26 protein-coding genes are annotated in these 25,799 nt (G+C 66.8%); 12 read left to right on the top strand and 14 right to left on the bottom strand.

Going from position 1 to position 25,799, the window contains the following annotated elements:
- Positions 1-59: 59 nt before the first annotated feature.
- The 4 genes from O5K31_RS00370 (at position 60) to xth (ending at position 4,949) form a co-directional block, all read left to right on the top strand.
- Positions 60-2,438, top strand: a complete 2,379-nt coding sequence (locus tag O5K31_RS00370) for an FtsK/SpoIIIE family DNA translocase (RefSeq protein ID WP_269715152.1) — start codon at positions 60-62, stop codon at positions 2,436-2,438.
- 10 nt (positions 2,439-2,448) lie between these two features.
- On the top strand, positions 2,449-3,156 hold the full coding sequence (locus tag O5K31_RS00365; RefSeq protein WP_269715151.1) for a ribonuclease T2 family protein: 708 nt from the start codon (positions 2,449-2,451) through the stop codon (positions 3,154-3,156).
- Between the two features lie 130 nt (positions 3,157-3,286).
- Complete coding sequence (locus O5K31_RS00360; protein ID WP_269715150.1) at positions 3,287-3,913, top strand: LolA family protein; 627 nt, start codon at positions 3,287-3,289, stop codon at positions 3,911-3,913.
- Positions 3,914-4,142: 229 nt separating this feature from the next.
- Positions 4,143-4,949: an exodeoxyribonuclease III gene (gene xth, locus O5K31_RS00355; RefSeq protein ID WP_269715149.1), complete on the top strand. Its 807-nt coding sequence runs from the start codon at positions 4,143-4,145 to the stop codon at positions 4,947-4,949.
- A gap of 6 nt (positions 4,950-4,955) precedes the next feature.
- Here the strand turns inward: xth and O5K31_RS00350 are convergent, their stop codons facing one another.
- On the bottom strand, positions 4,956-5,642 hold the full coding sequence (locus tag O5K31_RS00350) for a response regulator transcription factor (RefSeq protein WP_269717118.1): 687 nt from the start codon (positions 5,640-5,642) through the stop codon (positions 4,956-4,958).
- A gap of 77 nt (positions 5,643-5,719) precedes the next feature.
- Between O5K31_RS00350 and O5K31_RS00345 the strand changes: the two genes are divergently transcribed.
- Positions 5,720-6,229, top strand: coding sequence for a L,D-transpeptidase family protein (locus O5K31_RS00345; protein WP_269717116.1), 510 nt, complete (start codon positions 5,720-5,722; stop codon positions 6,227-6,229).
- A gap of 3 nt (positions 6,230-6,232) precedes the next feature.
- On the opposite strand, the gene O5K31_RS00340 is transcribed toward O5K31_RS00345, so the two are convergent.
- Complete coding sequence (locus tag O5K31_RS00340) at positions 6,233-6,883, bottom strand: YggS family pyridoxal phosphate-dependent enzyme (protein ID WP_269715148.1); 651 nt, start codon at positions 6,881-6,883, stop codon at positions 6,233-6,235.
- Positions 6,884-6,889: 6 nt separating this feature from the next.
- Between O5K31_RS00340 and O5K31_RS00335 the strand changes: the two genes are divergently transcribed.
- Positions 6,890-7,498 carry a thiamine phosphate synthase gene (locus tag O5K31_RS00335; protein ID WP_269715147.1) on the top strand — a complete coding sequence of 203 codons (609 nt, stop codon included), beginning with the start codon at positions 6,890-6,892 and terminating at the stop codon, positions 7,496-7,498.
- Here O5K31_RS00335 and O5K31_RS00330 read toward each other — a convergent pair.
- On the bottom strand, positions 7,495-7,896 hold the full coding sequence (locus tag O5K31_RS00330; protein WP_269715146.1) for an NtrZ family periplasmic regulatory protein: 402 nt from the start codon (positions 7,894-7,896) through the stop codon (positions 7,495-7,497). The genes O5K31_RS00335 and O5K31_RS00330 overlap by 4 nt on opposite strands.
- A 288-nt stretch (positions 7,897-8,184) precedes the next feature.
- Between O5K31_RS00330 and O5K31_RS00325 the strand changes: the two genes are divergently transcribed.
- Genes O5K31_RS00325 through holA form a run of 4 tightly spaced genes read left to right on the top strand, consistent with a single transcriptional unit; the run spans position 8,185 to position 12,835 of the window.
- Positions 8,185-8,679: a DUF3576 domain-containing protein gene (locus tag O5K31_RS00325; protein ID WP_269715145.1), complete on the top strand. Its 495-nt coding sequence runs from the start codon at positions 8,185-8,187 to the stop codon at positions 8,677-8,679.
- A 16-nt stretch (positions 8,680-8,695) separates the two neighbouring features.
- Positions 8,696-11,278, top strand: coding sequence for a leucine--tRNA ligase (leuS, locus tag O5K31_RS00320; RefSeq protein WP_269715144.1), 2,583 nt, complete (start codon positions 8,696-8,698; stop codon positions 11,276-11,278).
- Complete coding sequence (gene lptE / locus O5K31_RS00315) at positions 11,278-11,769, top strand: LPS assembly lipoprotein LptE (protein ID WP_269715143.1); 492 nt, start codon at positions 11,278-11,280, stop codon at positions 11,767-11,769. Before leuS ends, lptE begins: the two co-directional genes overlap by 1 nt.
- Positions 11,770-11,785: 16 nt before the next feature.
- A complete protein-coding gene (gene holA / locus O5K31_RS00310) occupies positions 11,786-12,835 on the top strand; it encodes a DNA polymerase III subunit delta (protein ID WP_269715142.1) in 1,050 nt (349 codons plus the stop codon).
- On the opposite strand, the gene O5K31_RS00305 is transcribed toward holA, so the two are convergent.
- The 6 genes from O5K31_RS00305 to O5K31_RS00280 all read right to left on the bottom strand — a co-directional run bounded on the left by O5K31_RS00305 (position 12,832) and on the right by O5K31_RS00280 (position 18,806).
- A complete protein-coding gene (locus tag O5K31_RS00305) occupies positions 12,832-13,737 on the bottom strand; it encodes a ParB/RepB/Spo0J family partition protein (protein WP_269715141.1) in 906 nt (301 codons plus the stop codon). The two genes, holA and O5K31_RS00305, sit on opposite strands and share 4 nt — an antisense overlap.
- Positions 13,738-13,773: 36 nt before the next feature.
- Positions 13,774-14,589: a ParA family protein gene (locus tag O5K31_RS00300; protein WP_269715140.1), complete on the bottom strand. Its 816-nt coding sequence runs from the start codon at positions 14,587-14,589 to the stop codon at positions 13,774-13,776.
- A complete protein-coding gene (gene rsmG, locus O5K31_RS00295) occupies positions 14,573-15,238 on the bottom strand; it encodes a 16S rRNA (guanine(527)-N(7))-methyltransferase RsmG (RefSeq protein ID WP_269715139.1) in 666 nt (221 codons plus the stop codon). Before rsmG ends, O5K31_RS00300 begins: the two co-directional genes overlap by 17 nt.
- A complete protein-coding gene (gene mnmG, locus O5K31_RS00290; RefSeq protein ID WP_269715138.1) occupies positions 15,213-17,081 on the bottom strand; it encodes a tRNA uridine-5-carboxymethylaminomethyl(34) synthesis enzyme MnmG in 1,869 nt (622 codons plus the stop codon). Before mnmG ends, rsmG begins: the two co-directional genes overlap by 26 nt.
- Positions 17,082-17,229: 148 nt before the next feature.
- The gene (gene mnmE, locus O5K31_RS00285) at positions 17,230-18,555 is read right to left on the bottom strand and encodes a tRNA uridine-5-carboxymethylaminomethyl(34) synthesis GTPase MnmE (RefSeq protein ID WP_269715137.1); all 1,326 of its coding nucleotides are present in this window, start codon (positions 18,553-18,555) and stop codon (positions 17,230-17,232) included.
- Positions 18,552-18,806 (bottom strand): DUF6489 family protein, encoded by a 255-nt coding sequence (locus O5K31_RS00280; protein WP_269715136.1) that lies wholly within the window; start codon positions 18,804-18,806, stop codon positions 18,552-18,554. Before O5K31_RS00280 ends, mnmE begins: the two co-directional genes overlap by 4 nt.
- 86 nt (positions 18,807-18,892) lie before the next feature.
- On the opposite strand from O5K31_RS00280, the gene O5K31_RS00275 reads away from it, so the two are divergent.
- Positions 18,893-19,591 (top strand): dienelactone hydrolase family protein, encoded by a 699-nt coding sequence (locus O5K31_RS00275; RefSeq protein ID WP_269715135.1) that lies wholly within the window; start codon positions 18,893-18,895, stop codon positions 19,589-19,591.
- On the opposite strand, the gene O5K31_RS00270 is transcribed toward O5K31_RS00275, so the two are convergent.
- The 5 genes from O5K31_RS00270 to hemE form a co-directional block, all read right to left on the bottom strand.
- Positions 19,588-20,214: a glutathione S-transferase family protein gene (locus tag O5K31_RS00270; protein WP_269715134.1), complete on the bottom strand. Its 627-nt coding sequence runs from the start codon at positions 20,212-20,214 to the stop codon at positions 19,588-19,590. The genes O5K31_RS00275 and O5K31_RS00270 overlap by 4 nt on opposite strands.
- Before the next feature lie 41 nt (positions 20,215-20,255).
- A complete protein-coding gene (rho, locus tag O5K31_RS00265) occupies positions 20,256-21,671 on the bottom strand; it encodes a transcription termination factor Rho (protein ID WP_269715133.1) in 1,416 nt (471 codons plus the stop codon).
- Positions 21,672-21,921: 250 nt separating this feature from the next.
- A complete protein-coding gene (locus O5K31_RS00260) occupies positions 21,922-22,386 on the bottom strand; it encodes a CopD family protein (protein WP_269715132.1) in 465 nt (154 codons plus the stop codon).
- Positions 22,383-23,405 (bottom strand): ferrochelatase, encoded by a 1,023-nt coding sequence (gene hemH, locus O5K31_RS00255; RefSeq protein ID WP_269715131.1) that lies wholly within the window; start codon positions 23,403-23,405, stop codon positions 22,383-22,385. The genes O5K31_RS00260 and hemH overlap by 4 nt, the downstream gene beginning before the upstream one ends.
- Positions 23,402-24,442, bottom strand: a complete 1,041-nt coding sequence (gene hemE, locus O5K31_RS00250) for a uroporphyrinogen decarboxylase (RefSeq protein WP_269715130.1) — start codon at positions 24,440-24,442, stop codon at positions 23,402-23,404. Before hemE ends, hemH begins: the two co-directional genes overlap by 4 nt.
- A 466-nt stretch (positions 24,443-24,908) precedes the next feature.
- Here hemE and O5K31_RS00245 point away from each other — a divergent pair, with 466 nt between their 5' ends.
- Complete coding sequence (locus tag O5K31_RS00245) at positions 24,909-25,799, top strand: pyruvate, water dikinase regulatory protein (RefSeq protein ID WP_269715129.1); 891 nt, start codon at positions 24,909-24,911, stop codon at positions 25,797-25,799.

Raw genomic sequence — 25,799 nt, 5'->3', positions numbered from 1 at the left:
TAACCTTCATCGGCGCAGAACAGGGATTCGAGACGATCTACGGACTTTAAGGGGCGGACATGGCGCGGGCTGCGCGGCGCACGATCAGCGAACTGGCCTGGGACGCGGCCAAGGCGAGCTGGAGCGCGCCTTTCACGGCGAGATTCCGCGGCGGCATGGTGACCGCCGCCGGCGTGGCGCTGGTTCTGGCCGTGGCCACCTACGACGCGGCCGATCCCAGCTGGAACGCCGCCACCGGCGGCGCGCCGAGCAACGCCCTGGGCGGCGTCGGCGCCACTCTGGCGGACATCTTCATGCAATCGCTTGGCCTGGCCGCCTGGGGCGCCGGCCTGATGATGGTCATCTTCGGCCTTTCGCGCGTCGCCGATCAGGACCCGGATGTGTCGCGCAAGTCCACCCGCATCCGGGCCGTGGTCGGCGTTCTGGGGCTGCTGGCCCTGGGCGGACTGCTGGCCCTGCCCAGCCCGCCCGCCGGCTGGCCGCTGGCCAAGGGGCTCGGCGGCTTCTGGGGCGACGGCCTGCTACACGGTTTCGCCAATCTGCTCAGCTTCGCCCGACTTCCGGGCGCGACCCTGATCGCGGGACTGACCTTGGGCCTGCTGGGTCTGATCGGGGTTGGCTACGCCATCGGCCTGCGCCGCCTGGACCTGGCGGCGTCGGCGGCATGGGTGGGCGAGCAGATGCAGCGCCGCACCGAAGAGGTCGAGGAACGCCGCGCCCCCGCGCCACGCGCCACGCCCGAGCGCAAGCCGCGCCGCGCCGCGCCCATCGCCGTGCAGCATGACGACGATGACGACGAGGTCGAGGACGACGCGCCCGTCTCCACGCCGTCCGGCGAGCCGCGCCTGTCGATCAAGCAGCCCAAGCCCGCGCCCAAGGATTCGGGCCGCGAGGTGCGCGAAAAGCAGAAGACCTTCGATTTCGTCCAGCCCGGCGGCTTCCAACTGCCCGAGCTGGCCATGCTGACCAAGCCCAAGCCCCGCGCCTCGGCGGTGGACGAAGGCTCCTTGCGCCAGAACGCCCGTCTGCTGGAAAGCGTGCTGGCCGAATTTGGCGTGAAGGGTTCGATCGACCAGATCCGCCCCGGTCCCGTGGTCACCCTGTACGAGCTTGTCCCCGCCGCCGGCGTGAAGAGCGCCCGGGTCGTGGCCCTGTCCGACGACATCGCCCGCTCCATGAGCGTGGCCGCCTGCCGCGTCAGCGTGGTCCCGGGCCGCAACGCCATCGGCATTGAACTGCCCAACCAGAAGCGCGAGACCGTCTATCTGCGCGACCTGCTGTCCAGCAGCGACTATGAGAAGGCCGGCCAGGCCCTGCCCATGGCGCTCGGCGAGACTATCGGCGGCGAGCCCTATATCGCCGACCTGGCCAAGATGCCCCACCTGCTGATCGCGGGCACCACCGGCTCGGGCAAGTCGGTGGGGGTCAACGCCATGATCCTGTCGATCCTGTACCGTCTGCCGCCGGACAAGTGCCGGTTCATCATGATCGACCCCAAGATGCTGGAGCTCAGCGTCTATGACGGCATCCCGCACCTGCTGGCGCCGGTGGTGACCGATCCGAAGAAGGCCATCGTCGCGCTCAAATGGACCGTGCGCGAGATGGAGGACCGCTATCGCCGCATGTCCAAGATCGGCGTGCGCAACGTGGCCGGCTACAACGACCGCGCCAATGAGGCCAAGGCCAAAGGCGAACACTTCGAACGCACGGTCCAGACCGGCTTCGACGAGACCGGCCGCCCGATCTATGAGACCGAGAAGCTGAGCCCCGAGCCCATGCCCTATCTGGTGGTGGTCATCGACGAGGTGGCAGACCTGATGCTGGTGGCGGGCAAGGATATCGAAGGCGCCGTGCAGCGTCTGGCCCAGATGGCCCGCGCCGCCGGCATCCACCTGATCATGGCCACCCAGCGCCCGTCGGTGGACGTCATCACCGGCACCATCAAGGCCAACTTCCCGACCCGGATCAGCTTCCAGGTCACCTCCAAGATCGACGCCCGCACCATCCTGGGCGAACAGGGCGCCGAACAGCTGCTGGGCCAGGGCGACATGCTCTACATGGCCGGCGGCGGCCGCGTCACGCGCCTGCACGGCCCGTTCGTGGGCGACAATGAGGTCGAGGAGGTCGCCAAGTTCCTTCGCGCCCAGGGCCAGCCCCAGTACCTGGAAGAAGTCACGGCCGGCGGCGACGACGAGGACGCCGAGGCCATCGAGGGCGCCTTCGCCGGCGAGGGCGGGGCCAACGACCTGTACGACCACGCCGTGGCGGTGGTCACCCGCGACCGCAAGGCCTCGACCAGCTACATCCAGCGCCGCCTGCAGATCGGCTACAACCGCGCCGCCTCCCTGATGGAGCGGATGGAGAAGGAAGGCGTGGTGGGCGCCGCCAACCACGCCGGCAAGCGCGAGATCCTGGCCCCGCCGCCGCCCGCCCTGTAGAGCCTCGGGCATGAGCCTGCATCGTTCGTTGGCGGCCCTGGCCGCCCTGCCCGTCCTCGCCTTCGCCGGAGCGGCGCTGGCCGACAGCTGCGCCGTACCCGCCAATCTCGCCCCCGCGCCGGCCTATGTCCCCCCGGCCGAGGAAGTGGTCCGCGACCAGCCGGTGGCCCACAACCTGCTGGCCCTGAGCTGGGCGCCGGAATGGAAGCGGTCCAATCCGCCAGAACATGGCGCCCGCCATGGCGATTTCGGCTTCACCCTGCACGGCCTGTGGCCCAACGGGGCCGGCAAGCGCCATCCGCGCTACTGCGCCGACGCCGGGCCGATCGACGCCGAGACTGTGCGGGGCATGTACTGCCGCATGCCGTCGCCTGGCCTGCTGCAGCATGAATGGGCCGCGCACGGGACCTGCGGCTGGACCAGCCCCGCCGACTATTTCGCCGTGGCCGCCCGGCTGTACGACTCGGTGAAGACTCCCAGGCTTGAGCAGATTCCCGCGGACCAGTTGACCGCCGGCCGCGTCCGGAGCGAGTTCACCGCCCTCAATCCCTGGCTGAAGCGCGAGATGATCGTCGTCCGGATCGATGGCGAGCGGCGGCTGGGCGACGTGCGGCTCTGCTACGACCTGAAGTTCCAGCCGGAAGCCTGTCCCGGCGGCCTCGGGGCGGCGGACGACGTCCTGCTGCGCCTCACCCCCAGCCTTTCCGGGCGTTTCTGACGAGAAAAGCCGGCCTAGCGTGAAGCTTCGCCTTGGCTCGTGCGTTACGGCCTGTTCCAGAACAGACATGCAGCGGCCTTGCTGACGCCCGAATGGCGCGCCAGGGTCGCCGCCAAGGAGAACAAGACGCATGACCACCCGCCGCGATCTGCTGGCGCTTACCGCGATGGCCGCCCTCGCTCCCAGCCTGGCGCTCGCCGCCCCGCTGTCACCCGCCGACCAGGCCCTGGTCGACAGGGCGGTGAGCTATCTGTCGGGCCTGAAGATGGCCAAGGGCCGCTTCGTCCAGACCGACAACAGAAATGTAAGCACCCAGGGGACGATCTATCTGCAGCGTCCCGGCAAGGCGCGCTTTGAGTATGACGCGCCCTCCGGCCTGACCGTGGTGTCGGACGGGATCTATGTCTATGTCTCCGACAGCCGGTTGAAGACCTTTGACGGCTATCCGCTGAAGGCCACGCCCCTGGCGCTGTTCCTGGCCCGGGAAATCCGCCTGGATCGCGGTGTCCAGGTCACCCGCGTGGCGCGCCTGTCGGACGGCTTCTCGATCACCGCCCGCGACGTGCGCAAGGAAACCCGCGGGGAGATCACCCTGAATTTCTCGGATTCACCCCTGCGGCTGATCGGCTGGACGACGACCGACGCCCGGGGTTCGGCGACCCGTCTGCGGCTGACCAGCCTCGCCCCGGCGGACGGGTTCGAGAAGGGGACCTTCGTGCTGAAGGACCCGCGTCCGCGCCGTCCTGGCCGCCCCTGATTTGTGACATAAACACAACAAGCAAGAAACTAACCGACTTATATTGCTTTTAGTATTGGTCGTGGCTATTTTGGCACATCGGCGTCGCGACGGACCTTCGTGACGCCCGACCGTGCCGGTCTAATCCCCTCCCGGCTGCGGCATGAGAGAGATACGACTTTAGCGCCCGGACGTTGGCCCTCTTCGTCCGGGCGTTTTCTTTTGTCCGCAAACCGCGTAGGTCCGCGCCATGCGGCTTCGACTGGTCACCTGGAACGTCAATTCGATTCGCCTGCGCATGGAGCAGGTGGCGCGCTTCGTCGATGAAACGGCGCCCGACGTCATCGCCTTGCAGGAGATCAAGTGCCAGGAGGGCGAGTTCCCCCGGGCCGCCTTCGAGGCCATCGGTTTCCCGCATCTGCGCATCGCCGGTCAGAAGGGCTGGCACGGGGTGGCCATCGCCTCGCGCCTGCCGATCGAGGACGCCCAGCCCCTGAACGTGTGCCGCGAGGGTCATGCGCGCTGCGTGTCGGCCAAGGTGGCGGGCGTGGAGATCCAGAACTTCTACATCCCGGCCGGCGGCGACATTCCGGACCGCGCCCTGAACGCCAAGTTCGATCACAAGCTCGATTTCTACGAAAAGCTGACCGCCGAGATGAAGCGCCGCGACCCCAAGGCGCCGCTGGTGCTCACCGGCGACCTGAACGTCGCGCCCGGCGAGAACGACGTCTGGAGCCACAAGCAGATGTCGCGCATCGTCAGCCACACTCCGGTGGAGGTCGAGGCGATGGAAGCGTTGAAAAGCTCCCTCGGCTTCATCGACCTGCCCCGCGAGGCGACGCCCGAGCCGCAGAAGCTGTTCTCGTGGTGGAGCTATCGCGCCGCCGACTTCCGCAAGTCCAACCGCGGCCTGCGCCTGGACCACATCCTGGCCAGTCCCGGCCTGCGCGAGGCGGCCTTCGCCACGGGCAAGGCGGTCTCACGCGTCCACGACGACGTGCGCGAGTGGGAGCGCCCCAGCGACCACGCCCCGGTCAGCGCCGACTTCCAGGTCTAGGCGCCCCTAGGGCTGCAGGCGGTATCCGCCCGGCCCGGTCACCAGGATACGCGCCGCGCCGGGATCGGTCTCGATCTTCTGGCGCAGGCGATAGACGTGCGTCTCCAGGGTGTGGGTGGTCACTTCGGCGTTGTAGCCCCAGACCTCGGTCAGCAGCTCGTCGCGCGGCACGGGCTTGCCCCCGGCGCGATAGAGGTACTTGAGAATCTTGGTTTCCTTCTCCGTCAGGCGGATCTTCTTGCCCTTGTCGTCGAGGAGAAGCTTGGTCGAAGGCCTGAACTCGTACGGCCCGACCCGGAACATGGCGTCTTCCGACTGTTCGTGGCTGCGCAGCTGGGCGCGGATGCGGGCCAGCAGCACGCCGAAGCGGAAGGGCTTGATGATGTAGTCGTTGGCGCCCGACTCCAGCCCCAGAATCTGGTCGGAGTCCGTGGCGGCGGCGGTGAGCATGATCACCGGGGCGGTCACCCCGCCCTTGCGCATCAGGCGACAGGCCTCTCGCCCGTCCATGTCGGGCAGATCCACGTCCAGCAGGATAAGATCCGGCCGGACCTCCTTGGCCAGGCGCACGCCGTCGGTGGCGTTGTCGGCCTGGACGGCGGCGAACTCCTCGTGAAGCTGTATCTGCTCGGCGAGGGCGCCGCGCAGGTCGTTGTCGTCATCGATGAGCAGGAGCGTCTTGCGTTGCGGCATGTTGGTGAACATGCACTGGTCCGGGCCTCTTCGCCAAGACCGGCCAAACAGGCATGATGCACGCCATGAACGATCCAATGATCTTCACCGCCCACGCGGACGGCCGTTTCGACCTCGACGGCCATACGGTGCGATGCGCCCTGGGCAAGGGCGGCGTGCTTCCCGTTGACGAAAAGCGAGAGGGCGATGGGGCCAGTCCGCTGGGGACCTGGGCCATCCGCAAGGTGCTTTATCGGCCAGACGTCTATCCCCATGGCCCCGGAACGGCCCTGCCCGTCGAGGCGATCGGCCAGATGGACGGCTGGTGCGACGCCCCGGCCGACCCTCTCTACAATCGGGAAGTCGCCCTGCCCTACGCCGCCAGCGCCGAGCGGCTGTGGCGGGACGATCATGTCTATGATCTGGTGGGTGTGCTGGCGCACAATGATGATCCCCCCGTTCCCGGCATGGGATCTGCGATCTTCCTGCACCTGGCGCGGGACAATTATGAGCCGACGGAAGGCTGCGTGGCTCTGGCGCGGGCGGATCTCGAGGCCCTGCTGCATCTGGCGACGCCGGGCTCGGCCATCGCCATCGTCAGGGACTGATCCTCAGGTGCGGGCGCCGAACAGGGCCGAGCCGACGCGAACCGAAGTCGCGCCAAAGCGCACGGCGGTCTCGAAATCGCCACTCATGCCCATGGACAGCTTGGACAGGCCGTTGCGGGCCGCGATCTTGGCCAGCAGGGCGAAATGCGGCCCCGGCGGGACGTCGGCGGGGGGAATGCACATCAGGCCCTCGATGGTCAGGCCGTATTCACCACTGCAACGGGCGATGAAGGCGTCCGCCTCGGTGGGGATGACGCCGGCTTTCTGCTCCTCCTCGCCCGTATTCACCTGCACGAACAGGCGCGGCAGCTTGCCGGCCCGCTGGCCCTCGTTCGCCAGGGCGCGGGCCAGCTTGTCGCGATCGACGGTCTCGATGACGTCGAAGAAGCTCGCCGCCTCGCGGGTCTTGTTGCTCTGCAGGGGCCCGATCAGCCGCAGTTCGATCTCGGCCCGGCGTTCGGTCCAGCGGCTCATGGCCTCCTGCACCCGATTTTCGCCGAAGATTTTCTGGCCGGCGGTCAGTACGGGCTCGACGGCCGACCATTCCTGGGTCTTGGACACGGCGACGAGTTCGACGGCGGCCGGATCACGGCCGGCGGCCTTTGCGGCGGCGGCGATGCGGGCGCGGATGTCGTCGAGGGCGGAAGCTGGCATGGCGTTATGAGTCTCGAAGTCCTGGCCGAAGCGGCGGCGCACCTTAACCGCGCCGCCAAGCTGAAAAAGCCCCTCCCCCCCCTGTTGTTCTTCACCGACCCGGCAAGGACCCCCGATCCGCAAGCCGTGGCGGCGCGCCTGCCGGCAGGTTCGGCGGTGGTTTTGCGGCTGTTCGGGGCGCCCGACGCCCTCGCCCAGGCGCGGTCCATGCGCGAACTGACCCTGGCGCGAGGCCTGAAGCTGCTGATCGGGGCCGACGCGGTCCTGGCCGGGGCGGCGAACGCGGATGGCGTGCATCTGCCGGAACGCTTGGCCGACCGCGCTTCAAGTCTTCGCCTGGCGCATCCGGGCTGGCTGATCACCGCCGCCGCTCATTCACAGGCCGCGATCGAGGCGGCGACGCTGGCGGGCGTGGACGCCGCGATCGTTTCTTCCGTTTTTCCCAGCGACAGTCCGTCGGCGGGCGCGGCCGTGGGCGTCGAGCGGTTCGCCGCCCTGGTCCAGGCGTCGCAAATACCGCTCTACGCCCTGGGCGGGGTGAAGGCGGAGAATGTGGGAGAGCTGCGGGGCAGCGGGGCGGCCGGGCTGGCCGCCGTCAGCGGATTGGCCGACTAGAACTTCAGAGCGGTCTCGAGACGAACGCGGGGCGCCGGCTCTTCGCGGGCCTTGCGCATGGCGTTGTCCTGGTCGGGCTGGCCGATGCCGACCGCGCCGCCGACGCGCAGGGTCGGGGTCACCTTGAAATAGGCGCCGGCTTCAACGTCGGTGGTCGGGCGAACGCGCGAGGGGTCGACGTCCAGCTTCAGGCCCCAACGGCCCTTGTTGGCGTCCCACTTCAGGCTCTTGCCGGCCTGCGGGCCGAACTGCGAGCCCTTGGAGTCGAAATCGCCGCGAACGGTGAAGGCGTCGGGTGCGATCGCGGAGCTGCGTTTCTGCTGGGCATGAGCCGTCGCCGCCGATCCCAAGAGGATCAGCGTGGCGGCCGCCGCGGAGATGACGCGCATAGCGGTCATGACAACCCGAATTTCCCTACCCGACTGGCCCAACGCACGGAGTCCGGAAGGGCTCCGCTTGTTCGGCGTAATACTAGGCATTTGAGACGCCAAGACGACGGGGTCAACGGTGAGTCGCACGCCAGGGGTGGTCTGACCACGATTCAGGCAGTCGCCTGTGTCCCTTGGGCCACGCGAAACCTGTTTGGCGGCGGCGGCGGCATGTTATAGACCCGATCCCGGTCGCGGGGGCGGCGCTAGTCCGTGCTCTATGTAAGCGCGGCTTGATATCGAGTGGAGCGGACGAATATGCGTCTTGAGCGTGGGTCTTTTAAGCGCGGCGCCGCGCTCGGCGTGGTGATCGCCAGCCTGACCCTGGTTTCGGCCTGCGGCGGCGGCAAGGGCCCTGAGGTCTATGGCGAGAAGCGTGGCGGCCTGTGGCCGTTCGGCGGCGGAGACTCCGGTCCGGCCCAAACCCAGATCGGCGTCAACGGCTACCTGTGGCGCGCATCGCTCGACACCCTGGCCTTCATGCCCCTGGCCTCGGCCGATCCTTACGGCGGCGTGATCATCACCGATTGGTATTCGGCCCCCGAAGCGCCGAACGAGCGCTTCAAGGCCACCGTCTATATCCTCGACACCCGTCTTCGGGCCGACGGCCTGAACATCACGGTGTTCAAGCAGACACGCGACGCCGCCGGGAACTGGGCGGACGCCCCGGCCTCGGCCCAGACCGAAACGGATCTGGAGAACGCCGTCCTGACCCGCGCCCGCCAACTGCGCCTGTCCAACCTCAACGGCTGAGCCTACTTAAAGCCTTATGGCCCGCTACAACCCGAAAGAGACCGAGCCCAAATGGCGCGCCGCTTGGGCGGACGCCGACGTTTTCCGCACGCGTGAGGACGCCTCCAAGCCGAAATACTACGTGCTGGAGATGTTCCCCTATCCGTCGGGGCGCATCCATATGGGCCACGTGCGCAACTACGCCATGGGCGATGTGGTGGCGCGCTACAAGCGGGCTCAGGGGTTCGATGTGCTGCATCCCATGGGCTGGGACGCTTTTGGCATGCCGGCCGAGAACGCGGCCATGGAGCGCGGCGTCCATCCCAAGGGCTGGACCTACGACAACATCGCCGCCATGCGCGAGCAGCTGAAGGCCCTGGGCCTCAGCATCGACTGGTCGCGCGAGTTCGCCACCTGCGACCCGGAATATTATGGCCAGCAGCAGCGCTGGTTCCAGAAGCTGCTGAAGCGTGGCCTCGTCTATCGTAAGGAAGGCGTGGTCAACTGGGATCCGGTCGACATGACCGTCCTGGCCAACGAACAGGTCATCGACGGCCGCGGCTGGCGTTCGGGCGCCCTGGTCGAGAAGCGCAAGCTGACCCAGTGGTTCCTGCGCATCACCGACTATGCCGATCGCCTGATCGACGGCCTGAAGACGCTTGATCGCTGGCCCGAGAAGGTCAGGATCATGCAGGAGAATTGGATCGGCCGATCCAAGGGCCTGCGGTTCGCCTTCGATTTCGCCGGCGAAGCTCCAAAAGGCTTCGAAAACGGTCTGGAAGTCTACACCACCCGTCCCGACACCCTGTTCGGCGCCAGCTTCGTCGGCATCGCGCCCGACCATCCGCTGGCCGAGCAGCTGGCGGCGGCCGACCCCAAGGTCGCGGCCTTCGTGGCCGAATGCCGGCGTGGCGGCACATCCGAGGCCGATATCGAGGGCGCCGAGAAGCTGGGCCTCGACACCGGCCTGACCGTCGCCCATCCGTTCGATCCGGAATGGAAGCTGCCGGTCTGGATCGCCAACTTCATCCTGATGGACTACGGCACGGGCGCGATCTTCGGCTGCCCGGCCCACGACCAGCGCGATCTGGACTTCGCCCGCAAGTATGACCTGACGGTCACCCCGGTCGTACTGCCCCCGAGCGAAGACCCCAAGGCGTTCGAGGTCGGGACCGAAGCCTATGTGGGGCCTGGCTCGATCTTCAATTCCAAGTTCCTGGACGGCCTGGACATCGAGTCCGCCAAGGCCAAGGCCATCGAGGTGATCGAGGGCCAGAACCGGGGGCAGGGTGCCACCGTGTATCGCCTGCGTGACTGGGGGGTTTCCCGCCAGCGCTACTGGGGATGCCCGATCCCCGTCATCCATTGCGAGACGTGCGGCGTGGTCCCGGTTCCGGACGACCAGCTACCCGTGCGACTGCCCGACGACGTCCTGTTCGACAAGCCGGGCAACCCATTGCTGCGTCACCCGACCTGGCGTCACGTCGATTGCCCCACCTGCGGCGGCAAGGCCGAGCGCGAGACCGACACGCTGGACACCTTTGTCGACAGCTCCTGGTACTTCGCCCGTTTCGCCAATCCGACCGCGGACCAGCCGGTGGACAAGGCCGCGGCGGACCGATGGCTGCCGGTGGACCAGTATATCGGCGGCGTCGAACACGCCGTTCTGCACCTGCTCTACGCCCGGTTCATCACCAAGGCGCTGAAGGACGAGGGCCTGCTGTCGGTGGAGGAGCCGTTCGCCGGCCTGTTCACCCAGGGCATGGTGACTCACGAGACCTACAAGGACGGTTCCGGCGCCTGGCTGGAGCCCGTGGACGTTGAGATCAGCGGCATGGGCGCGACGCGCACCGCCGTTCAGGTCTCCACCGGCGCGCCCGTGGTCATCGGCGACATCGAAAAGATGTCCAAGTCCAAGAAGAACGTCGTGGCGCCCGAAGATATCTTCGACGCCTATGGCGTGGACGCCGCGCGCCTGTTCGTGATGTCCGACAGCCCGCCCGAGCGGGACGTTCAGTGGACCAACAGCGGCGTCGAAGGCGCCTGGCGCTTCACCCACCGCCTGTGGAATGAGTTCGACAGTCAACCTGAGGGCGACTTTGGGCCCGTGGGCGACGACCCGGCGGCCCTGGCCCTGCTGAAATCGGCTCACCAGCTGATCGGCGCGGTCACCGGCGCCATCGAGGGCTTCCGCTTCAACAGCGGCGTGGCCAAGCTGTACGAATTCCTCAACATCCTGAAGGCCGCGCCGGCCGAAGGCGCCTCGCAACCCGTCCTGGCGGCGCGCAAGGAGGCCCTGTCGATCCTGGCCCGCCTGGTCTCGCCCTTCGTGCCGCACCTGGCCGAGGAGTGCTGGATCCGCATCGGCGGGCAGGGGATGGTGGTCGACGCGCCTTGGCCGCAAGCCGACGCGGCCCTGGCGGCGGAAGACGAACGGGTCCTGCCCGTGCAGATCAACGGCAAGCGCCGCGGCGAAATCCGCATCAAGGCGGGGACGCCGGAGGATGAGGTGAAGAAGATTGCGCTGGAAGACGCCGGCATCCTGCCTCACCTTGAGGGCGTGACCGTTCGCAAGGTGATCGTGGTGCAGGACCGCATCGTCAACATCGTGGTCGGCTGATGCGCAAGCTCGCCGCCGCAGCTCTGGTTTTCGCTTCGCTGGGCCTCTCGGCCTGCGGGTTCACGCCGCTTTACGCCACGCCGGGGGTGTCGCCGACCCTGGCCTCGGTCGAGGTAGTCGTACCGGACGGCCGCTCGGCCTATCTGCTGCGCGAGCACCTGGACGACGCCATGGCCCGGGACCTGTCGGTTCCGGCGGCCTATCGGCTGGAGATGACCATCGACGAAGCCCGCTATCCGCGCGGCGTCCGTGTCGACAACGTCGCCAACCGCTACGAACTGCGCCTGACCGCCAACTACAGGCTGGTGGAGAAGGCCTCGGGCGGGCTGCTGCGCACCGGTACGGCCCAGGCGGTCGTCTCCTACGACTCCGCCGACCAGCCCTATGCCGGCATCGCCGCCCAGCAGGACGGCCAGGACCGCGCCGCCGCCGAGGTGGCCCGCAAGATCCAGATCGATCTGGCCTCCTGGCTCGCCCGCCAGAAGGGCTGAGGCGGCTGATCGGCCGATGATCCTCTCCAAGCGGCCCGACATCGAGCGTTTCCTCAAGGAGCCGACGCCGGGGGTGCGCGCCGCCGTGATCTACGGCCGCGACCGGGGCGTGGTCCGCGACCGCGCCGACCAGCTCGCCAAGAAGATCACCCCCAATCTGGACGATCCCTTCGACGTCGCGCTGCTGACCGACGGCGATCTGGACGGGGAGGGCGGCAAGCTCGAAGGCGAGCTGTCGGCCATCTCGATGATGGGCGGCCGGCGCCTGGTGCGCCTGCGTCTCGGTGAAAAGGCCAGCGCCGACAAGGCGGCGGCCGAGGCCGTGGTCCCCCACGCCGACGGAAAGTTCAATCCCGACGCCTTCTTCCTGATCGAGGCCGGGGCCCTGGGCCGCGATTCCGCCCTGCGCAAGGCTGCCGAGAAGGTCGCCGGCTGCGCGGTGATCCCCTGTTACGAGGACGAACCGGGCGATATCGCCCGCCTGGTCCGCGAAACCCTCAACGCCGACAAGGTCAGCCTCAACAGCGAGGCCTTGGATCTGTTCGTCAGCCGCATGCCAAAGGAGCGCGGCGTCGCCCGCCAGGAGATCGAGCGCCTGGCGCTTTATCTCAAGCCGGGCAGCGGATTTGTCGCCACGGCGGCCGATCTGGCCGATTTTCTGGGCGTTGAGGCCGACGCATCGCTGTTTGACGCGGCCTCTGACGCGTTTGGAGCCAAGCTTGCCGCCGCTCAGTCGGGCTTGCGGCGCGCAGCGGCCGAGGGCGAGAGCGGTCCGGCCGCCGTTCGGGCCATCAGCATGCACCTGGCCAAGCTTCGCCGGGTCAACACCCTGGCCAAGAATGGCGTGCCGCTGCAGGACGCGGCCAAGGCGGCTGGCGTTTTCTGGAAACAGGAGCGCGAATTCCTGCGCCAGGCCCGCGCCTGGACCTTGGAGAACCTCGACGCCATCCAGCCCGAAGTGCTGGAGGCCGACCGCCTGTGCAAGCAGGCCGGCTCTCCTGACTATCTGATCTCTGAACGGCTGGCCCTGATGATCGCGGGCCGCGCCAGGCGTCTGGGCCTCTAGGCTTCTACCGGCGAGCCCTGGGTCAGGCGGCGGCAAAGGTCGTCGAGCTGCTCGAGGGTCGCATAGCGCACGCGAAGCTCGCCCACGCCGCCGCGATCGTCGATCACCACGTCCAGACCCAGTACGTCGGACAGGTCGGCTTCCAGCGCTTGGGTGTCGGCGTCCTTGACCCGCGGCGGGCGCGGCATGGAGGGCAGGGCGGACTTGGCTTCGGTCGACGCTTCGCCACGCTTGGCCAGGGCTTCGGTCTCGCGAACCGACAGGCCCTTTTCGATGACCAGACGCGCCAGGGCGGCGGGATCTTCCGCCGAAGCGATGGCTTTCGCATGCCCCGCGGTGATCAGGCCCTCCGAAAGCAGGTTCTGGACCTCTTCCGGCAGGGTCAGCAGACGCAGGATGTTAGCCACGTGGCTGCGGCTCTTGCCGACCACGTGGGCGACGTCCTCCTGGGTGCGACCGAACTTCTCCATCAGGGCGCGATAGGACTGCGCCTCTTCGACAGCGTTCAGGTCGGCGCGCTGGACGTTCTCGACAATGCCGATCTCCAGCACCTGCAGGTCGTCCAACTCACGCACCAGCACGGGCATGGAGCGCAGGCCGGCCCGTTGAGCGGCCCGCCAGCGGCGTTCGCCGGCGACGATCTGATATTCGCCCTCGGCGCCCGGAGCCGGACGCACCAGGATCGGCTGCAGGACGCCCTTTTCGCGGATCGAGGCCGACAGTTCCTCGAGCAGTTCTTCGGAAAACACCCGGCGCGGCTGGTCGGCGTTGCGGCGGATCAACTCGATCGACACCTCGTTAGGGCCGCCCGGCGAGCCGGCGGCCGCGGCGGCGCTGGCGGATTCCGCCTCGCCCAGAAGGGCGGACAGACCGCGACCCAGACCCCGACGTCCTTCGACCATCGTCGTTTCCCCAACCATCTTAAGTCCTTGGAATACTTAGGCCGCGACCTGGGCCTGGCGGGCCCGTTCACGGCTGACAACTTCACGCGCCAGCTTCAGATAGGCCTGGCTGCCCGCACATTTCAGATCGTAGATCAGCACCGGCTTGCCGAAGGACGGCGCCTCGGACACCCGCACGTTGCGAGGGATCACGGTCTCGTAGACCTTGTCGCCGAAGTGGGCCCGCACGTCCGACGCCACCTGTTCGGACAGGCTGTTGCGCTTGTCGAACATGGTCAGGACCACGCCCTGGATCTCCAGCTTCGGATTGAGGCTGCCGCGCACCAGTTCGATGGTCCGCATCAGCTGCGTCAGGCCCTCCAGGGCGAAAAACTCGCACTGAAGGGGCACGAAAACCGCGTCCGCGGCCGTCATGGCGTTCACCGTCAGCAGATTCAGCGACGGCGGGCAGTCGATCAGCACATAGGTGTAGTTGCCGGCGCGGCGCAGGACTTCCAGCGCGTCGCGCAGGCGGTATGACCGGCGGGCAGCCTGGCCCAACTCCAGTTCCACGCCGGACAGGTCCGGATCGGCCGGGATCAGATCCAGGCCGGGCAAGCTGGTCTTCACCGCCGCCTCGCCGGCCGGGGCGTCGCCCATCAGCACGTCGTACAGGGTGGTCTTGCGCTGGTGGCGCGGCACGCCGAGGCCCGTAGAGGCGTTGCCCTGCGGATCGGCGTCAATCAGCAGGACGCGTTCGCCGACCGCGGCGAGGGCCGTGCCCAGGTTGATCGCGGTCGTGGTCTTACCCACGCCGCCCTTCTGGTTGGCGATGGCGAGGATGCGTAGGGCCGGGTCAGACTGGGCGAGCACGGGAAAGGCCTTTCACCTGGAGAACAAAGCCGCGCGGATCGCTCAGGCTGGGCTTCAGGTCTGAGTTAAATTTCCAATATTTAGTAGCTTCGGTCAACTCTGACGCAACATCTTGACCCTTTAAAAACAAGGCGGTTGCGCCTCGTTTGAAGTAGGGCTGGGCATACCCCAAAAGGCGCTCCAGAGGCGCGCAGGCGCGCGCCGTGACGATATCGGTTTTGAGCGACAGATCTTCGGCGCGGGCGTTGTGGATTTCGGCGGGAAGATCGAGTTCCAAGACCACTTCGGACAGGAACCGGCAGCGCTTGGCCATGCTCTCCACCAGGTGAACATAGCCGCCGTCCTGGCCCTTGAGCAGGATCGCCAGCACCACGCCGGGTAGGCCCGCGCCGGCGCCGAGATCAGCCCAGACCCGCGCATCGGGCGCATAGCTGAGCAACTGAGCACTGTCCCACGCGTGACGGTTCCAGAAGCTGGGCAAGCTGGCGGGCCCGACCAGGTTCATTTTCTCATTCCACTCGGCGAGCAGAACGCGAAAGCGCTCCAGATCGGCCATGGCCTGGTCGCTGGCGCCCGTCGCGGCCTGGAAGCTGGCCGCGTCGGTCACCCCGATCTGAAGGGGATCAAGCTGCGCGGACGCGACGGACATGGGCGAGCAATGCGGTAAGCGCGCCAGGAGTGACGCCTTCGATACGGGCCGCCTGGCCCAGGGTGAGGGGGCGGATGCGGGTCAGCTTCTCGCGCACCTCGTTGGAAAGACCGCCCACCGCCGCGTAGTCGAGATCGGCCGGCAGGGTCAGGTTCTCATCGCGCCGGAAGGCCTCCACGTCCGCCAACTGGCGGTCGATATAGCCGGCATAGGCCGCGTCGATCTCGATCTGCTCGCGCACGGCCGGCGACCAGTCGGCGATCTCGGGCCAGGCTCCGGCCAGATCGTCAAAACTGATGTCGGGATAGGCCAACATCTGGATCAGGCCGCGGCGCTGGCCGTCCTGCCCCACCTTGAAGCCGGCGCGATGCGCCTCAGCCGGGGTGAAGGTCAGTTCCTTGCAGCGCTGGCGGGCGTGAGCCAACTCGGCCGACTTGGCGGCCCAGGCGGCGGCGCGTTCGGCCCCCACGACCCCCAACTCGATCCCGCGCTGGGTGAGGCGCTGGTCAGCGTTGTCGGCGCGCAGGGTCAGGCGAAATTCCGCCCGGCTGGTGAACATCCGATACGGTTCGGTGACCCCACGTGTGACGAGGTCGTCGATCATCACCCCGATATAGGCTTCGTCCCGGGCAAAGGTGACCGGCTCTGAACCCGCCGCGGCGCGGGCCGCGTTCAGGCCGGCGACCAGACCTTGCGCGCCGGCTTCCTCATAACCCGTGGTGCCGTTGATCTGGCCGGCGAGATAAAGGCCGGGCAGAGCCTTGGTCTCCAGGGTCGGGAACAGCTCGCGCGGATCGACATAGTCATACTCGATCGCGTAGCCGTAGCGGATGACCTCGACGTTCTCGAGGCCCGGGATGGTGCGCAAGAAGAGCAGCTGGGTCTCTTCCGAGACCGAAGTCGAAACGCCGTTGGGATAGACGGTGTCGTCGTCCAGACCTTCGGGCTCGAGGAAAATCTGGTGCGCGGTCTTGTCGGCGAAGCGCACGACCTTGTCCTCGATGGACGGGCAATAGCGCGGGCCGCGCCCTTCGATGCGGCCACCATAGACCGCCGACTCCGTCAGGCGCTCGGCGATGATCCTGTGGGTCTCTTCCGTGGTCCAGGTCACGCCGCACTGAATCTGCGGGACCGTGATCTCGCGGGTCAGGAAGGAGAAGGGGGTCGGAGTCTCGTCCGCCGCCTGCATCTCCAGTCGGTCCCAGGCGATGGTCTTGCCGCTAAGGCGCGCCGGGGTGCCGGTCTTTAGCCGCCCCATGGACAGGCCAAGACCATAGAGGCGGTCCGAAAGCCCGATAGCCGGCGCATCGCCGACCCGACCCGCCGGGATGCGTTGCTCGCCGAGGTGGATGATCCCCTTTAAGAACGTACCGGTCGTCAGAACCACACGTGGAGCAAGATAGCGCGCGCCCGTGCCGCCAATTGCGCCGGCGACCGCGCCGTTCTCGACAATCAGATCCTCGACCGCCTCGGCGACGATGTCGAGATTGGCCTGCGCGGCGAGCGCCGCCTGCATGGCCTCGCGATAAAGGCGGCGGTCGATCTGTGAGCGAGGGCCGCGCACCGCCGGGCCCTTGGACCGGTTCAGCATCCGAAACTGAATGCCCGCCACGTCCGCCAGCCGGCCCATCAGCCCGTCCAGGGCGTCGATCTCACGAACCAGGTGCCCCTTGCCCAGACCCCCGATGGCCGGGTTGCAGGACATTTCCCCGATGGTCTCAAGCTTGTGCGTCAGCAACAGGGTGCGCGCGCCTGTGCGGGCCGACGCCGCCGCGGCTTCGCATCCGGCGTGGCCGCCGCCAATAACGATGACGTCCCACGAAGCGGGGAGGGGGGTGGTCATGACGATGCGATCTGAGACGCGCCCAGTCGTTGGGCGTGGAACCAATATAGGTCTTGAGGGGATCAGCGTCGAGGCGACGAACTGTTCCACGTGGAACAGAAGTGGGGACAGCCCTGTGGATAAGCCCGCCGGTGTTCCACGTGGAACACTATTTACCGATGCAAAAGCTGCTGAACACCTTGCCAAGCACGGTTTCCGGATCGATGCGACCAGTGATCCGCGACAGGTGGCGCGCGGCCAACCGGACCTCCTCGGCGGCGACCTCGACAAGCTCGGGATCGGTCGTTACAGCGCGTTGCAGACAGGCCCTGGCTTCCGTCAGACTTTCCACGTGGCGCATCCGCGTGGCGGCGGGAAAATCGGCGCCACTGAGGTCAGCGATGACGCGCATCTCCAGCGTGCGTGAAAGCATGGCCATGTCCTCGGTGTTCCACGTGGAACAACCGATGCGCTGCCCGCCGAAGTCGATGGAGATATCCGCCGAGGGTTGATCGCTCTTGTTCACGATCAGGATGTCCGACGCCGTCACCAGATCCTGGGCTTCCCGCCAAGCGCTGTCGTTTGACGACCCATCGACCACCCAAAGTCGCAGGTCCGCTTCCGCCGCCCATTGCCGGGCCCGACGCACACCCTCGCCCTCGATCTCGTCCGTGGTTTCGCGGACGCCAGCGGTGTCCGCCAGAAGAACCTTGTAGCCACCTAAGACCAGGGGCGTTTCAATAACATCCCGCGTGGTGCCGGGGGTGGCGGTGACGATGGCCGCGTCTCGCTGAACCAGCGCATTGAGCAGGCTGCTCTTGCCAGCGTTCGGCGCCCCGATCAGGGCGATGCGATAGCCGTCACGCACCCGGCGGCCGCGCTCGGCGTCGGCCAGCGCTTCGTCAAGTTCCACGAGCAACGTCTTCAGCGCCGGATGGGCGCGGGCGGCGACGTCTTCTGGAAGGTCCTCATCGGGGAAATCGACGGCGGCTTCGAGTAGGGCCAACGCCTCGAGAAGCGTCTCGCGCCAAAGTTCGTACCGACGGCTCAAAGCGCCACCCAGCTGATCGAGCGCCTGCTTGGCCTGGGTCTCGGTTTCCGCATCCACCAGATCGGCTACCGCCTCGGCCTGCGCCAGGTCGAGCTTGCCGTTTTCGAAGGCGCGTCGCGTGAACTCGCCTGGCTCGGCCAAACGAAGGCCCAGCTGCGCAAGTCGCTGCAGCACCCGCTCAACCACGGCCCGGCCGCCGTGCAGATGCAGCTCTGCACTATCCTCGCCCGTATAGCTGGCCGGCCCCTCGAACCACAGGACCAGCGCCTGATCGATGGTTTCGCCGTCGGCGGCCTTGATCCGCCGCAAGCTCGCCATGCGCGGCGCGGGAAGGGGACCGGCCAAGACGCGCAGCGCCTCTCCCACGTGGGCGCCGGACAGGCGCACCACCGCCACCGCCGCGCGACCAGGCGCGGTGGCCAGGGCGAAGATAGAGTCCCTCATTCCTTGGGTGCGGTCCCGGAAAAGCCGGCCGTGGCCGCGGCGGTCATCAGCTTGCGGAACTGGTCCTGAGCCCCGGCGCCGAAGGCCATCCAGTTCTTCATCAACTCGTCGGGCGCCAGCATGGCCATGTTGGCCTCCATGCGCGCCTGCATCTCCGCGACCAGCTTCTCGTTCAGCGGCGTCACGTCCGGCAGGCCCATGAATGCGCGGGCCTCCTCCGGGGTGCAGTCGAATTCCATCTTGACCTTCATGCCGCCTCCGTCTTTTCACACAAGCCTTGCGCTGCATGGCTTACCATGCGCCGCACCCAAACCACAGCAGAGCAGGAGACTAACCCATGGCTTCTCAGACCGTGAAAATCGCCACCCCCGATGGGGAGTTCTCCGCCTATGTCGCCCGTCCGTCTCAGCCCAAGGCGCCTGCCGTGGTGGTGATCCAGGAGATATTCGGGGTCAACGCCGTGATGCGCGAGATCGCCGATGGCCTGGCGTCGGTCGGCTACCTCGCCATCTGCCCGGACCTGTTCTGGCGGGTCGAGCCCGGCGTCGACATCACCGACCAGTCGGAAGCCGAGTGGAAGAAGGCCTTCGCCCTGATGAACGCCTTCGACACCGACAAGGGGATCGAGGACATCCAGGCCACGATCGACTTCATCCGCCAGGACGAGGGTTCCACGGGGAAGGTCGGCGCCGTCGGCTTCTGCCTCGGCGGCAAGCTGGCCTACCTCACGGCGACGCGGACCAACGTCAATGCGTCGGTCTCGTACTATGGGGTCGGTATCGAGAACCTCACCGACGAGGCGGCCAAGATCCGGATGCCGCTCCTGATGCACATCGCCGAGGCCGATCAGTTCGTGCCCCCCGCCGCGCAGGAGAAGATCATCGCCGCGCTGAAGGACCATCCGAAGGTCGAGATCCACACCTATCCAGGCCGGGACCACGCCTTTGCTCGCAAGGGTGGGGAGCACTACGACGGCAATGACGCCGCCGTCGCCCAGATCCGCACCCAGGTCTTCCTGCAGAACAACCTGGCCTAAGCCGCTTTCTCATTGCTTCTGGCGAGGGCGCGCTCGAACGCCGGGCGCGCCTTCAGCCGGCCGATATAGTCCTGGATCACTGGATCGACCCGGTCTTGGAAGCCGATGAACTTGGCCAGCAGGTACGGATAGGCCACCGAGATGTCGGCCGCCGTAAACTCATCACCGGCGATGAACGGCGTGGCCTTGAGCTGGTTGGCCACCACGCAGCTGCGGTTCATGGCCAGGTCCACGGCCAGGGCCGCCCCCCAGTTGTCACGATGCTCGCGCGGAGCGGCGAACTTCGAGCCGACCGCGATGTTCAAAACCGCGGCGACCGAGCTCTCCCCAAAATGCAGGAACTGCTTGTAGCGCACCCACGTGGGATCGTCGGTGGGCGGGACCAGCGGGGTCGGCCCATAGCGGACGGCCAGGTACTCCATCATGGCCACGGACTCGATCATGGTCACGTCGCCGTCTTGCAGCACGGGCAGGAAGCCGGCCGGGTTCATCGCCTGGAAGGCGGGATCGGACTTGGTCTCGATCAGGCTGACGGGCCGGATTTCGTAATCCAGCCCCATCTCTTCGGCCATCCAGACGACACGCAGGGAGCGCGTACGCCCCCCGCCATAGATCGCGATCATCCTGATCCGCTCCCCCGTTTCTTTTCGAAACGGAGGCTAGATCAGGTGTTCATGGATTGGAAGAAGTCGCCGTTGGTCTTCGACTGACGCAGCTTGTCGAGCAGGAACTCGATCGCGTCGGACGCGCCCATCGGGTTGAGGATGCGGCGCAGGACGTAGGTCTTCTGCAGCTGATCCTTCGGGGTGATGAGCTCTTCCTTGCGGGTGCCGGACTTGAGCACGTCAATGGCCGGGAAGATGCGCTTGTCAGCCACTTTCCGATCAAGAACGATTTCGCTGTTCCCCGTGCCCTTGAACTCTTCGAAGATCACTTCATCCATGCGGCTGCCGGTGTCGATCAGGGCGGTGGCGATGATCGACAGCGAACCGCCTTCCTCGACGTTCCGCGCCGCGCCGAAGAAGCGCTTGGGGCGCTGCAGCGCGTTGGCGTCCACACCGCCGGTCAGGACCTTGCCCGACGACGGTACGACCGTGTTGTAGGCCCGGCCCAGACGGGTGACCGAGTCCAGCAGGATCACCACGTCGCGCTTGTGCTCGACCAGGCGCTTGGCCTTTTCGATAACCATTTCAGCAACTTGCACGTGACGCGTCGCCGGCTCGTCGAAGGTCGAGGCGATGACCTCGCCCTTCACGGTGCGCTGCATGTCGGTCACTTCTTCCGGGCGCTCGTCGATCAGCAGGACGATCAGGTAGCACTCGGGATGATTGGTCTCGATCGACTTGGCGATGTTTTGCAGCATCACCGTCTTACCCACGCGCGGCGGGGCGACGATCAGGCAGCGCTGGCCCTTGCCGAGCGGCGCGACGATGTCGATCACGCGGCCCGAGCGATCCTTCAGGGTCGGATCGGGCATCTCCATGACCAGGCGCTCGTCGGGATACAGCGGCGTCAGGTTGTCGAAGGCGACCTTGTGGCGGACGTTGTCGGGGTTCTCGAAATTGACCTTCAGCACGCTGGTCAGGGCGAAATAGCGTTCGCCCTCACGTGGCGCGCGGATGGCGCCCTCGATGCTGTCGCCGGTGCGCAGGCCGAATTTGCGGATCTGCGAGGGCGAGACATAGATGTCGTCCGGACCGGGCAGATAGTTGGCTTCCGGGCTGCGCAGGAAGCCGAAGCCGTCCTGCAGCACTTCCATGGTGCCCGAACCGAAGATCTCCACGCCTTCCTCGGCGAGGGTCTTCAGGATGCCGAACATCATGTCCTGCTTGCGCATGGAGCTGGCGTTCTCGATCTCGAGACGCTCGGCCAGGGCCACCAGGTCGGCCGGGGATTTCTCCTTCAGCTCCTGCAGGGACATGCGGGTGATGCCCAGCTCGGCGATGGCCGCCACGATCTCGGCGTTGTCGTCGCCTTCATCGTCGCCGCCGTCCGCGTCCAGGATCGTCTCTTCGGCCGCCGCTTCGGTGGCCGCGAGGGTTTCAGGAGTTTCGTTTTCGGGGAAGGATTCGTCTTGCATATCGAACTCAGGGGTATGCGGACCCGTGCGACACGGGCCTTGGGTCTTTTATGAATGCCGGACCGAAAGGACTTCGGGCGGCGATTGGCGGTGCGCACGAGGCGCGAAAGTCGGGAGCCGGCCATTAAGGGGCGCGAGGACCGCGCACGACCGGAAGAGGTGACGACACGAAACGCGTCGTTTCATGCTTGAGAGCAGGGGAACCATAACGCTCCGCGCCGGTCAAGCGCGGCGCGAGGTCCCAGCCGGCTTAGCGACCCCCAAATTCCGTGGTCACGGCGATGACCATGACGATGGCGGCCAGGAACGGCAGCTCGTTGGTGGCCCGCCAGAACTTTTCGCTGCGTTGGTTGCGGCCCTCGGCGAAAAGTTTGCGCGCCTTCGACAGATAGCCATGCCACCCGCTCAGGAAAAGGACCCCCGCCAGTTTGGCCAGCATCCACGGCTGCAGCAGGAAGTCGTGGCCCAGGCGAACCGTATCCGCCGCGATCAGGCAGACCCCGAAGATCCAGGCCAGGATCATGGCCGGGTTCATGATGATCCGCAGCAGCTTGGCTTCCATGGTGCGGAAGGTGATGTCGGTCTCGCCGCCCGGCGTGGCCTTGGTGTGATAGGCGTAAAGCCGCGGCAGGTAGAGCAGCCCCGCCATCCAGGCGATCACCGCCAGGATGTGCAGGCCTCGCAGCAGATCGTAATTCTCCGCCATCCAGGTCATCGAACCGCTCCCTCAGCCGCCAGCGAACAGTTTCCCTGTTCGTGCTCGCACGTCCAGTCCTCTGCCGCCCCGGCCAGGGTCGAGATGGTCAGGCCCGCCAAGCCGTCGATAAAGGCCGGTTCGACCCCCAGGGCCGGCACGCGGACATAGGTCGAAATCCCCAGTCCCTCGGCCAGCTCGGCATATTCGTGGTCCAGCTCCACCAGGGTCTCCACATGCTCGGAGACGAAGGCGATGGGGCAGATGACCACCCCAACCCCGTCGCTGGCGGCTTCCTCGATGGCTTCCGGAGTCGAGGGGCCCAGCCATTTCAACGGCCCGACCCGGCTCTGGTAGCAGACCTTCCAGTCCCAGCCGGCGCCCAGGCGCGCCGCGACGGCGGCCGCGGTGGCCTCGATCTGCTCCTGATAGGGATCGCCGGCGTCGATCACCTTCTGCGGCAGGCCATGGGCCGAGAACAGCAGACGCGCCGGCGTCGGCTTGCCCGCCGCGTCATAGGCCGACCGGATCTTGCGCGCATGCGCCTCGACCAAACCGTCCAGGGTCGGATAGCAGCAGACGGTCCGCACCGTCCCCGAACCCTTGTAGGCCTTGCGCCAGACCTTCAGCGACGACTCCGTCGTGGTGGTCGAAAACTGCGGATAAAGCGGCAGCAGGACCACCTCGTCCGGCTCGTATGCGGCGACGTCGCGGGCGGTCGCTTCCGTGAACGGATGCCAGTAGCGCATGGCGATGAAGCACTTGGCGTCCACGCCTCGCGCCTTCAGCGACAGCTCCAGGGCGTCGGCCTGGGCCTTTGTCTCCGGCAACAGGGGCGATCCGCCGCCCATGATGGCGTAGTTGGCCGTGGCCTCCTTTCGCCGGGTGGTCGAGATCAGCGCCGCCAGCGGATAACGGGCGATCGCCGGCAGGCCGATGATCGCGCGATCGCGGAACAGGTTGAACAGGAACGGCCGGACAGCCTTGGGCCCGTCGGGTCCGCCCAGGTTCATCAGGACGACGGCGACCTTGCGGCTCATTTGCCCGTCACCTTGGCCAGGACCCGTTCGACATGGGCGATTGGCGTATCGGGCAGGATGCCGTGGCCCAGGTTGAAGATGTACGGCCCGCCGCCCCATTGCTCCAGCAGCTGATCGACCCGGATGTCCAGCGCCTCGCCGCCGGCTCGCAGCAGCAGGGGATCGAGCGCGCCTTGAATCGGCTTCAGGGCCTGAACCCGCTGACCCACCAGGGTCGGGCAGGCCGTGTCCAGCGCCACGCCCTGCACGTCCACCTTGGCCGCATAGCGTTCGGCATAGGCCGCCGCGCCGCGCGGAAAGCCGATCACCGGCGTGTCGATCCCCTCGGCCCGCAGGCGCTTGATGATCCGCTGGTGCGGACGGATGACCAATTTCTCGAACAGATCCTCGGGCAGACCCTCCGCCCAGCTTTCGAACAGCTTCAGGGCCTGGGCGCCGGCCCGTGCCTGCATGGCCAGATAGAGGGCCGTGCTGTCGGCCAGGGCGTTCAGCAGCCGCTCCATGTCATCGGGGCGCTCATAGGCGAAGGTCCGCGCCTTGGCCCGGTCCGAAGAGCCGCCCTCGATCATGTAGGTCGCCACGGTCCAGGGCGCGCCCGCAAAGCCGATCAGCGCCCGTTCAGGCTCCAGGGCCGCCCGGACGATGGAAAGGGTGTCTCCGACCGCCCTGAGGGCTTCAGCCGCGCCGTCGATCCTGCCCTCGATGACGTCCAGCGATGGCAGTTCGCCCAGCTTGGGGCCTTCGCCGGCCTCGAACCATACGTCCTGGCCAAGCGCCCGGGGGATCAGCAGGATGTCAGCGAACACGATGGAGGCGTCGAAGGGAAACCGCCGCATCGGCTGCAGCGTCGCCTCGGCCGCCTTCTCTGAATCCAGGCAGAAGCTGATGAAGTCCGGGGTCGTCGCCCGCAGCGCCCGGTACTCGGGAAGATAGCGGCCCGCCTGACGCATGAACCACACCGGCGGGCGCTCGGCCCTCTGGCCGGCGAGGACGGAGAGGAACTTCGGAGTCTGGGTCTTCTGGGCCTGGTCGGTCATGCCACGCCTTAAACCGGGTCCGGCCCGAAGGCTCAAGCCCGAAGGACATCTCGCTCCCCGAACAGCCCTCCTCCCTTTCTTATCTTAATAAGATTTTAAGGAAGATTGGATGAAGGTGCTGGCCACGTGGATGGTGGGGAAAAGCGTCTCGAACGCGCCGCCATACAGGCGTTCTCCCGCGGTTTGGCCCCAGTCTCGCGCACAGCCCGATGAGCCGGGTGTGGATAGCGTGGACAAGTCGCCATCGCGCTCAAATTCTTAAGAAAACCTTAATGGCGTCCCGTGGGTCGATGGGTGGATCACGGCCCGCCATCCCCAGTCTTGTCGAAAAGAAGCGTGCGAAGCTCCGGAAAGGAGTCGCCCCTGGGGATTTGTACGACAGCAAGAAGGGTGGTTCTTAACCGAGGCGCTTGGCAAAGCCGCCGACGCGCGGTTTTGTGCCCGCTATTCCCCAGAGAGACTGGTTTTGGTTAAGCATTCATTAACGGCGCATCCACAGGGCGGAGACGAGGAGCGGGGCGACCGGCCGCGCGTCTCGACCTACTTCCATATCCATCTGGTCTCCGACTCCACCGGCGAGACGCTGAACGCCATGGCCCGCGCCGTCTGCGCCCGGTTCAATGACGTGCTGCCGATCGAGCACATCTACGCCCTGATCCGCTCGACCCGTCAGCTTGAGCGCGCCTTGGAGGAAATCGCCGGCGCGCCGGGCGTGGTCATGCACACCATCGTCGATTCAGGCCTGCGCGCGGCGCTGGAGGATGGCTGCCGGCGGCTGGAAATGCCTTGCATCGCCGCCCTGGACCCGGTGGTCTCGGCCATGTCGCGCTATCTGGGCGCCAAGATCTCCACCCGGGTGGGCGCCCAGCACGCCCTCGACAACGACTATTTCGACCGGATCGAGGCCCTGAACTACGCCATCGCCAACGATGACGGCCAGGGCGGCCAGGATTTGGATCAGGCCGACGTGGTTCTGGTGGGCGTGTCGCGCACCTCCAAGACCCCGACCTCCATCTATCTGGCCCACCGCGGCATCCGGTCGGCCAATGTGCCGCTGGTCCCCGGACAGGATCCCCCGGCCAAGCTGTTCAATGTGAAGGGCAAGTTGATCGTCGGCCTGACCGCCTCGCCCGATCGCCTGATCCAGATCCGCCGCAACCGGCTTCTGTCCCTGCGCGAGGACCGCGAAAGCGACTATGTGGACGTCGAAGCCGTGCGGTCGGAAATCATCCAGGCCCGCCGCCTGTTCGAACGCATGGGCTGGCCCGTCATCGACGTGACCCGTCGCTCCATCGAGGAGACCGCCGCGGCGATCATGAACCTGCTGTCCGGCGGCCGTGGTCAGGTGGACGTCTGA

This window comes from Caulobacter sp. NIBR2454, from assembly GCF_027474405.1.
GTDB lineage: Bacteria > Pseudomonadota > Alphaproteobacteria > Caulobacterales > Caulobacteraceae > Caulobacter.
Note: the sequence above shows the minus strand (reverse complement) of the source record. Positions and strands in the feature narration are given on the sequence as shown.

Bases quoted from the DNA above. Each gene is read 5' to 3' on its own strand.
- O5K31_RS00305 (WP_269715141.1), bottom strand. From the start codon at position 13,737: ATGGTCGAAGGACGTCGGGGTCTGGGTCGCGGTCTGTCCGCCCTTCTG.
- mnmG (WP_269715138.1), bottom strand. From the start codon at position 17,081: ATGACCACCCCCCTCCCCGCTTCGTGGGACGTCATCGTTATTGGCGGC.
- rho (WP_269715133.1), bottom strand. From the start codon at position 21,671: ATGCAAGACGAATCCTTCCCCGAAAACGAAACTCCTGAAACCCTCGCG.
- O5K31_RS00345 (WP_269717116.1), top strand. From the start codon at position 5,720: ATGATCTTCACCGCCCACGCGGACGGCCGTTTCGACCTCGACGGCCAT.
- rsmG (WP_269715139.1), bottom strand. From the start codon at position 15,238: ATGTCCGTCGCGTCCGCGCAGCTTGATCCCCTTCAGATCGGGGTGACC.
- O5K31_RS00325 (WP_269715145.1), top strand. From the start codon at position 8,185: ATGCGTCTTGAGCGTGGGTCTTTTAAGCGCGGCGCCGCGCTCGGCGTG.
- O5K31_RS00260 (WP_269715132.1), bottom strand. From the start codon at position 22,386: ATGACCTGGATGGCGGAGAATTACGATCTGCTGCGAGGCCTGCACATC.
- mnmE (WP_269715137.1), bottom strand. From the start codon at position 18,555: ATGAGGGACTCTATCTTCGCCCTGGCCACCGCGCCTGGTCGCGCGGCG.
- leuS (WP_269715144.1), top strand. From the start codon at position 8,696: ATGGCCCGCTACAACCCGAAAGAGACCGAGCCCAAATGGCGCGCCGCT.
- O5K31_RS00370 (WP_269715152.1), top strand. From the start codon at position 60: ATGGCGCGGGCTGCGCGGCGCACGATCAGCGAACTGGCCTGGGACGCG.
- O5K31_RS00340 (WP_269715148.1), bottom strand. From the start codon at position 6,883: ATGCCAGCTTCCGCCCTCGACGACATCCGCGCCCGCATCGCCGCCGCC.
- holA (WP_269715142.1), top strand. From the start codon at position 11,786: ATGATCCTCTCCAAGCGGCCCGACATCGAGCGTTTCCTCAAGGAGCCG.
- O5K31_RS00330 (WP_269715146.1), bottom strand. From the start codon at position 7,896: ATGACCGCTATGCGCGTCATCTCCGCGGCGGCCGCCACGCTGATCCTC.
- O5K31_RS00275 (WP_269715135.1), top strand. From the start codon at position 18,893: ATGGCTTCTCAGACCGTGAAAATCGCCACCCCCGATGGGGAGTTCTCC.
- O5K31_RS00270 (WP_269715134.1), bottom strand. From the start codon at position 20,214: ATGATCGCGATCTATGGCGGGGGGCGTACGCGCTCCCTGCGTGTCGTC.
- hemH (WP_269715131.1), bottom strand. From the start codon at position 23,405: ATGAGCCGCAAGGTCGCCGTCGTCCTGATGAACCTGGGCGGACCCGAC.
- xth (WP_269715149.1), top strand. From the start codon at position 4,143: ATGCGGCTTCGACTGGTCACCTGGAACGTCAATTCGATTCGCCTGCGC.
- O5K31_RS00365 (WP_269715151.1), top strand. From the start codon at position 2,449: ATGAGCCTGCATCGTTCGTTGGCGGCCCTGGCCGCCCTGCCCGTCCTC.
- O5K31_RS00280 (WP_269715136.1), bottom strand. From the start codon at position 18,806: ATGAAGGTCAAGATGGAATTCGACTGCACCCCGGAGGAGGCCCGCGCA.
- O5K31_RS00335 (WP_269715147.1), top strand. From the start codon at position 6,890: ATGAGTCTCGAAGTCCTGGCCGAAGCGGCGGCGCACCTTAACCGCGCC.
- lptE (WP_269715143.1), top strand. From the start codon at position 11,278: ATGCGCAAGCTCGCCGCCGCAGCTCTGGTTTTCGCTTCGCTGGGCCTC.
- O5K31_RS00360 (WP_269715150.1), top strand. From the start codon at position 3,287: ATGACCACCCGCCGCGATCTGCTGGCGCTTACCGCGATGGCCGCCCTC.
- hemE (WP_269715130.1), bottom strand. From the start codon at position 24,442: ATGACCGACCAGGCCCAGAAGACCCAGACTCCGAAGTTCCTCTCCGTC.
- O5K31_RS00350 (WP_269717118.1), bottom strand. From the start codon at position 5,642: ATGCCGCAACGCAAGACGCTCCTGCTCATCGATGACGACAACGACCTG.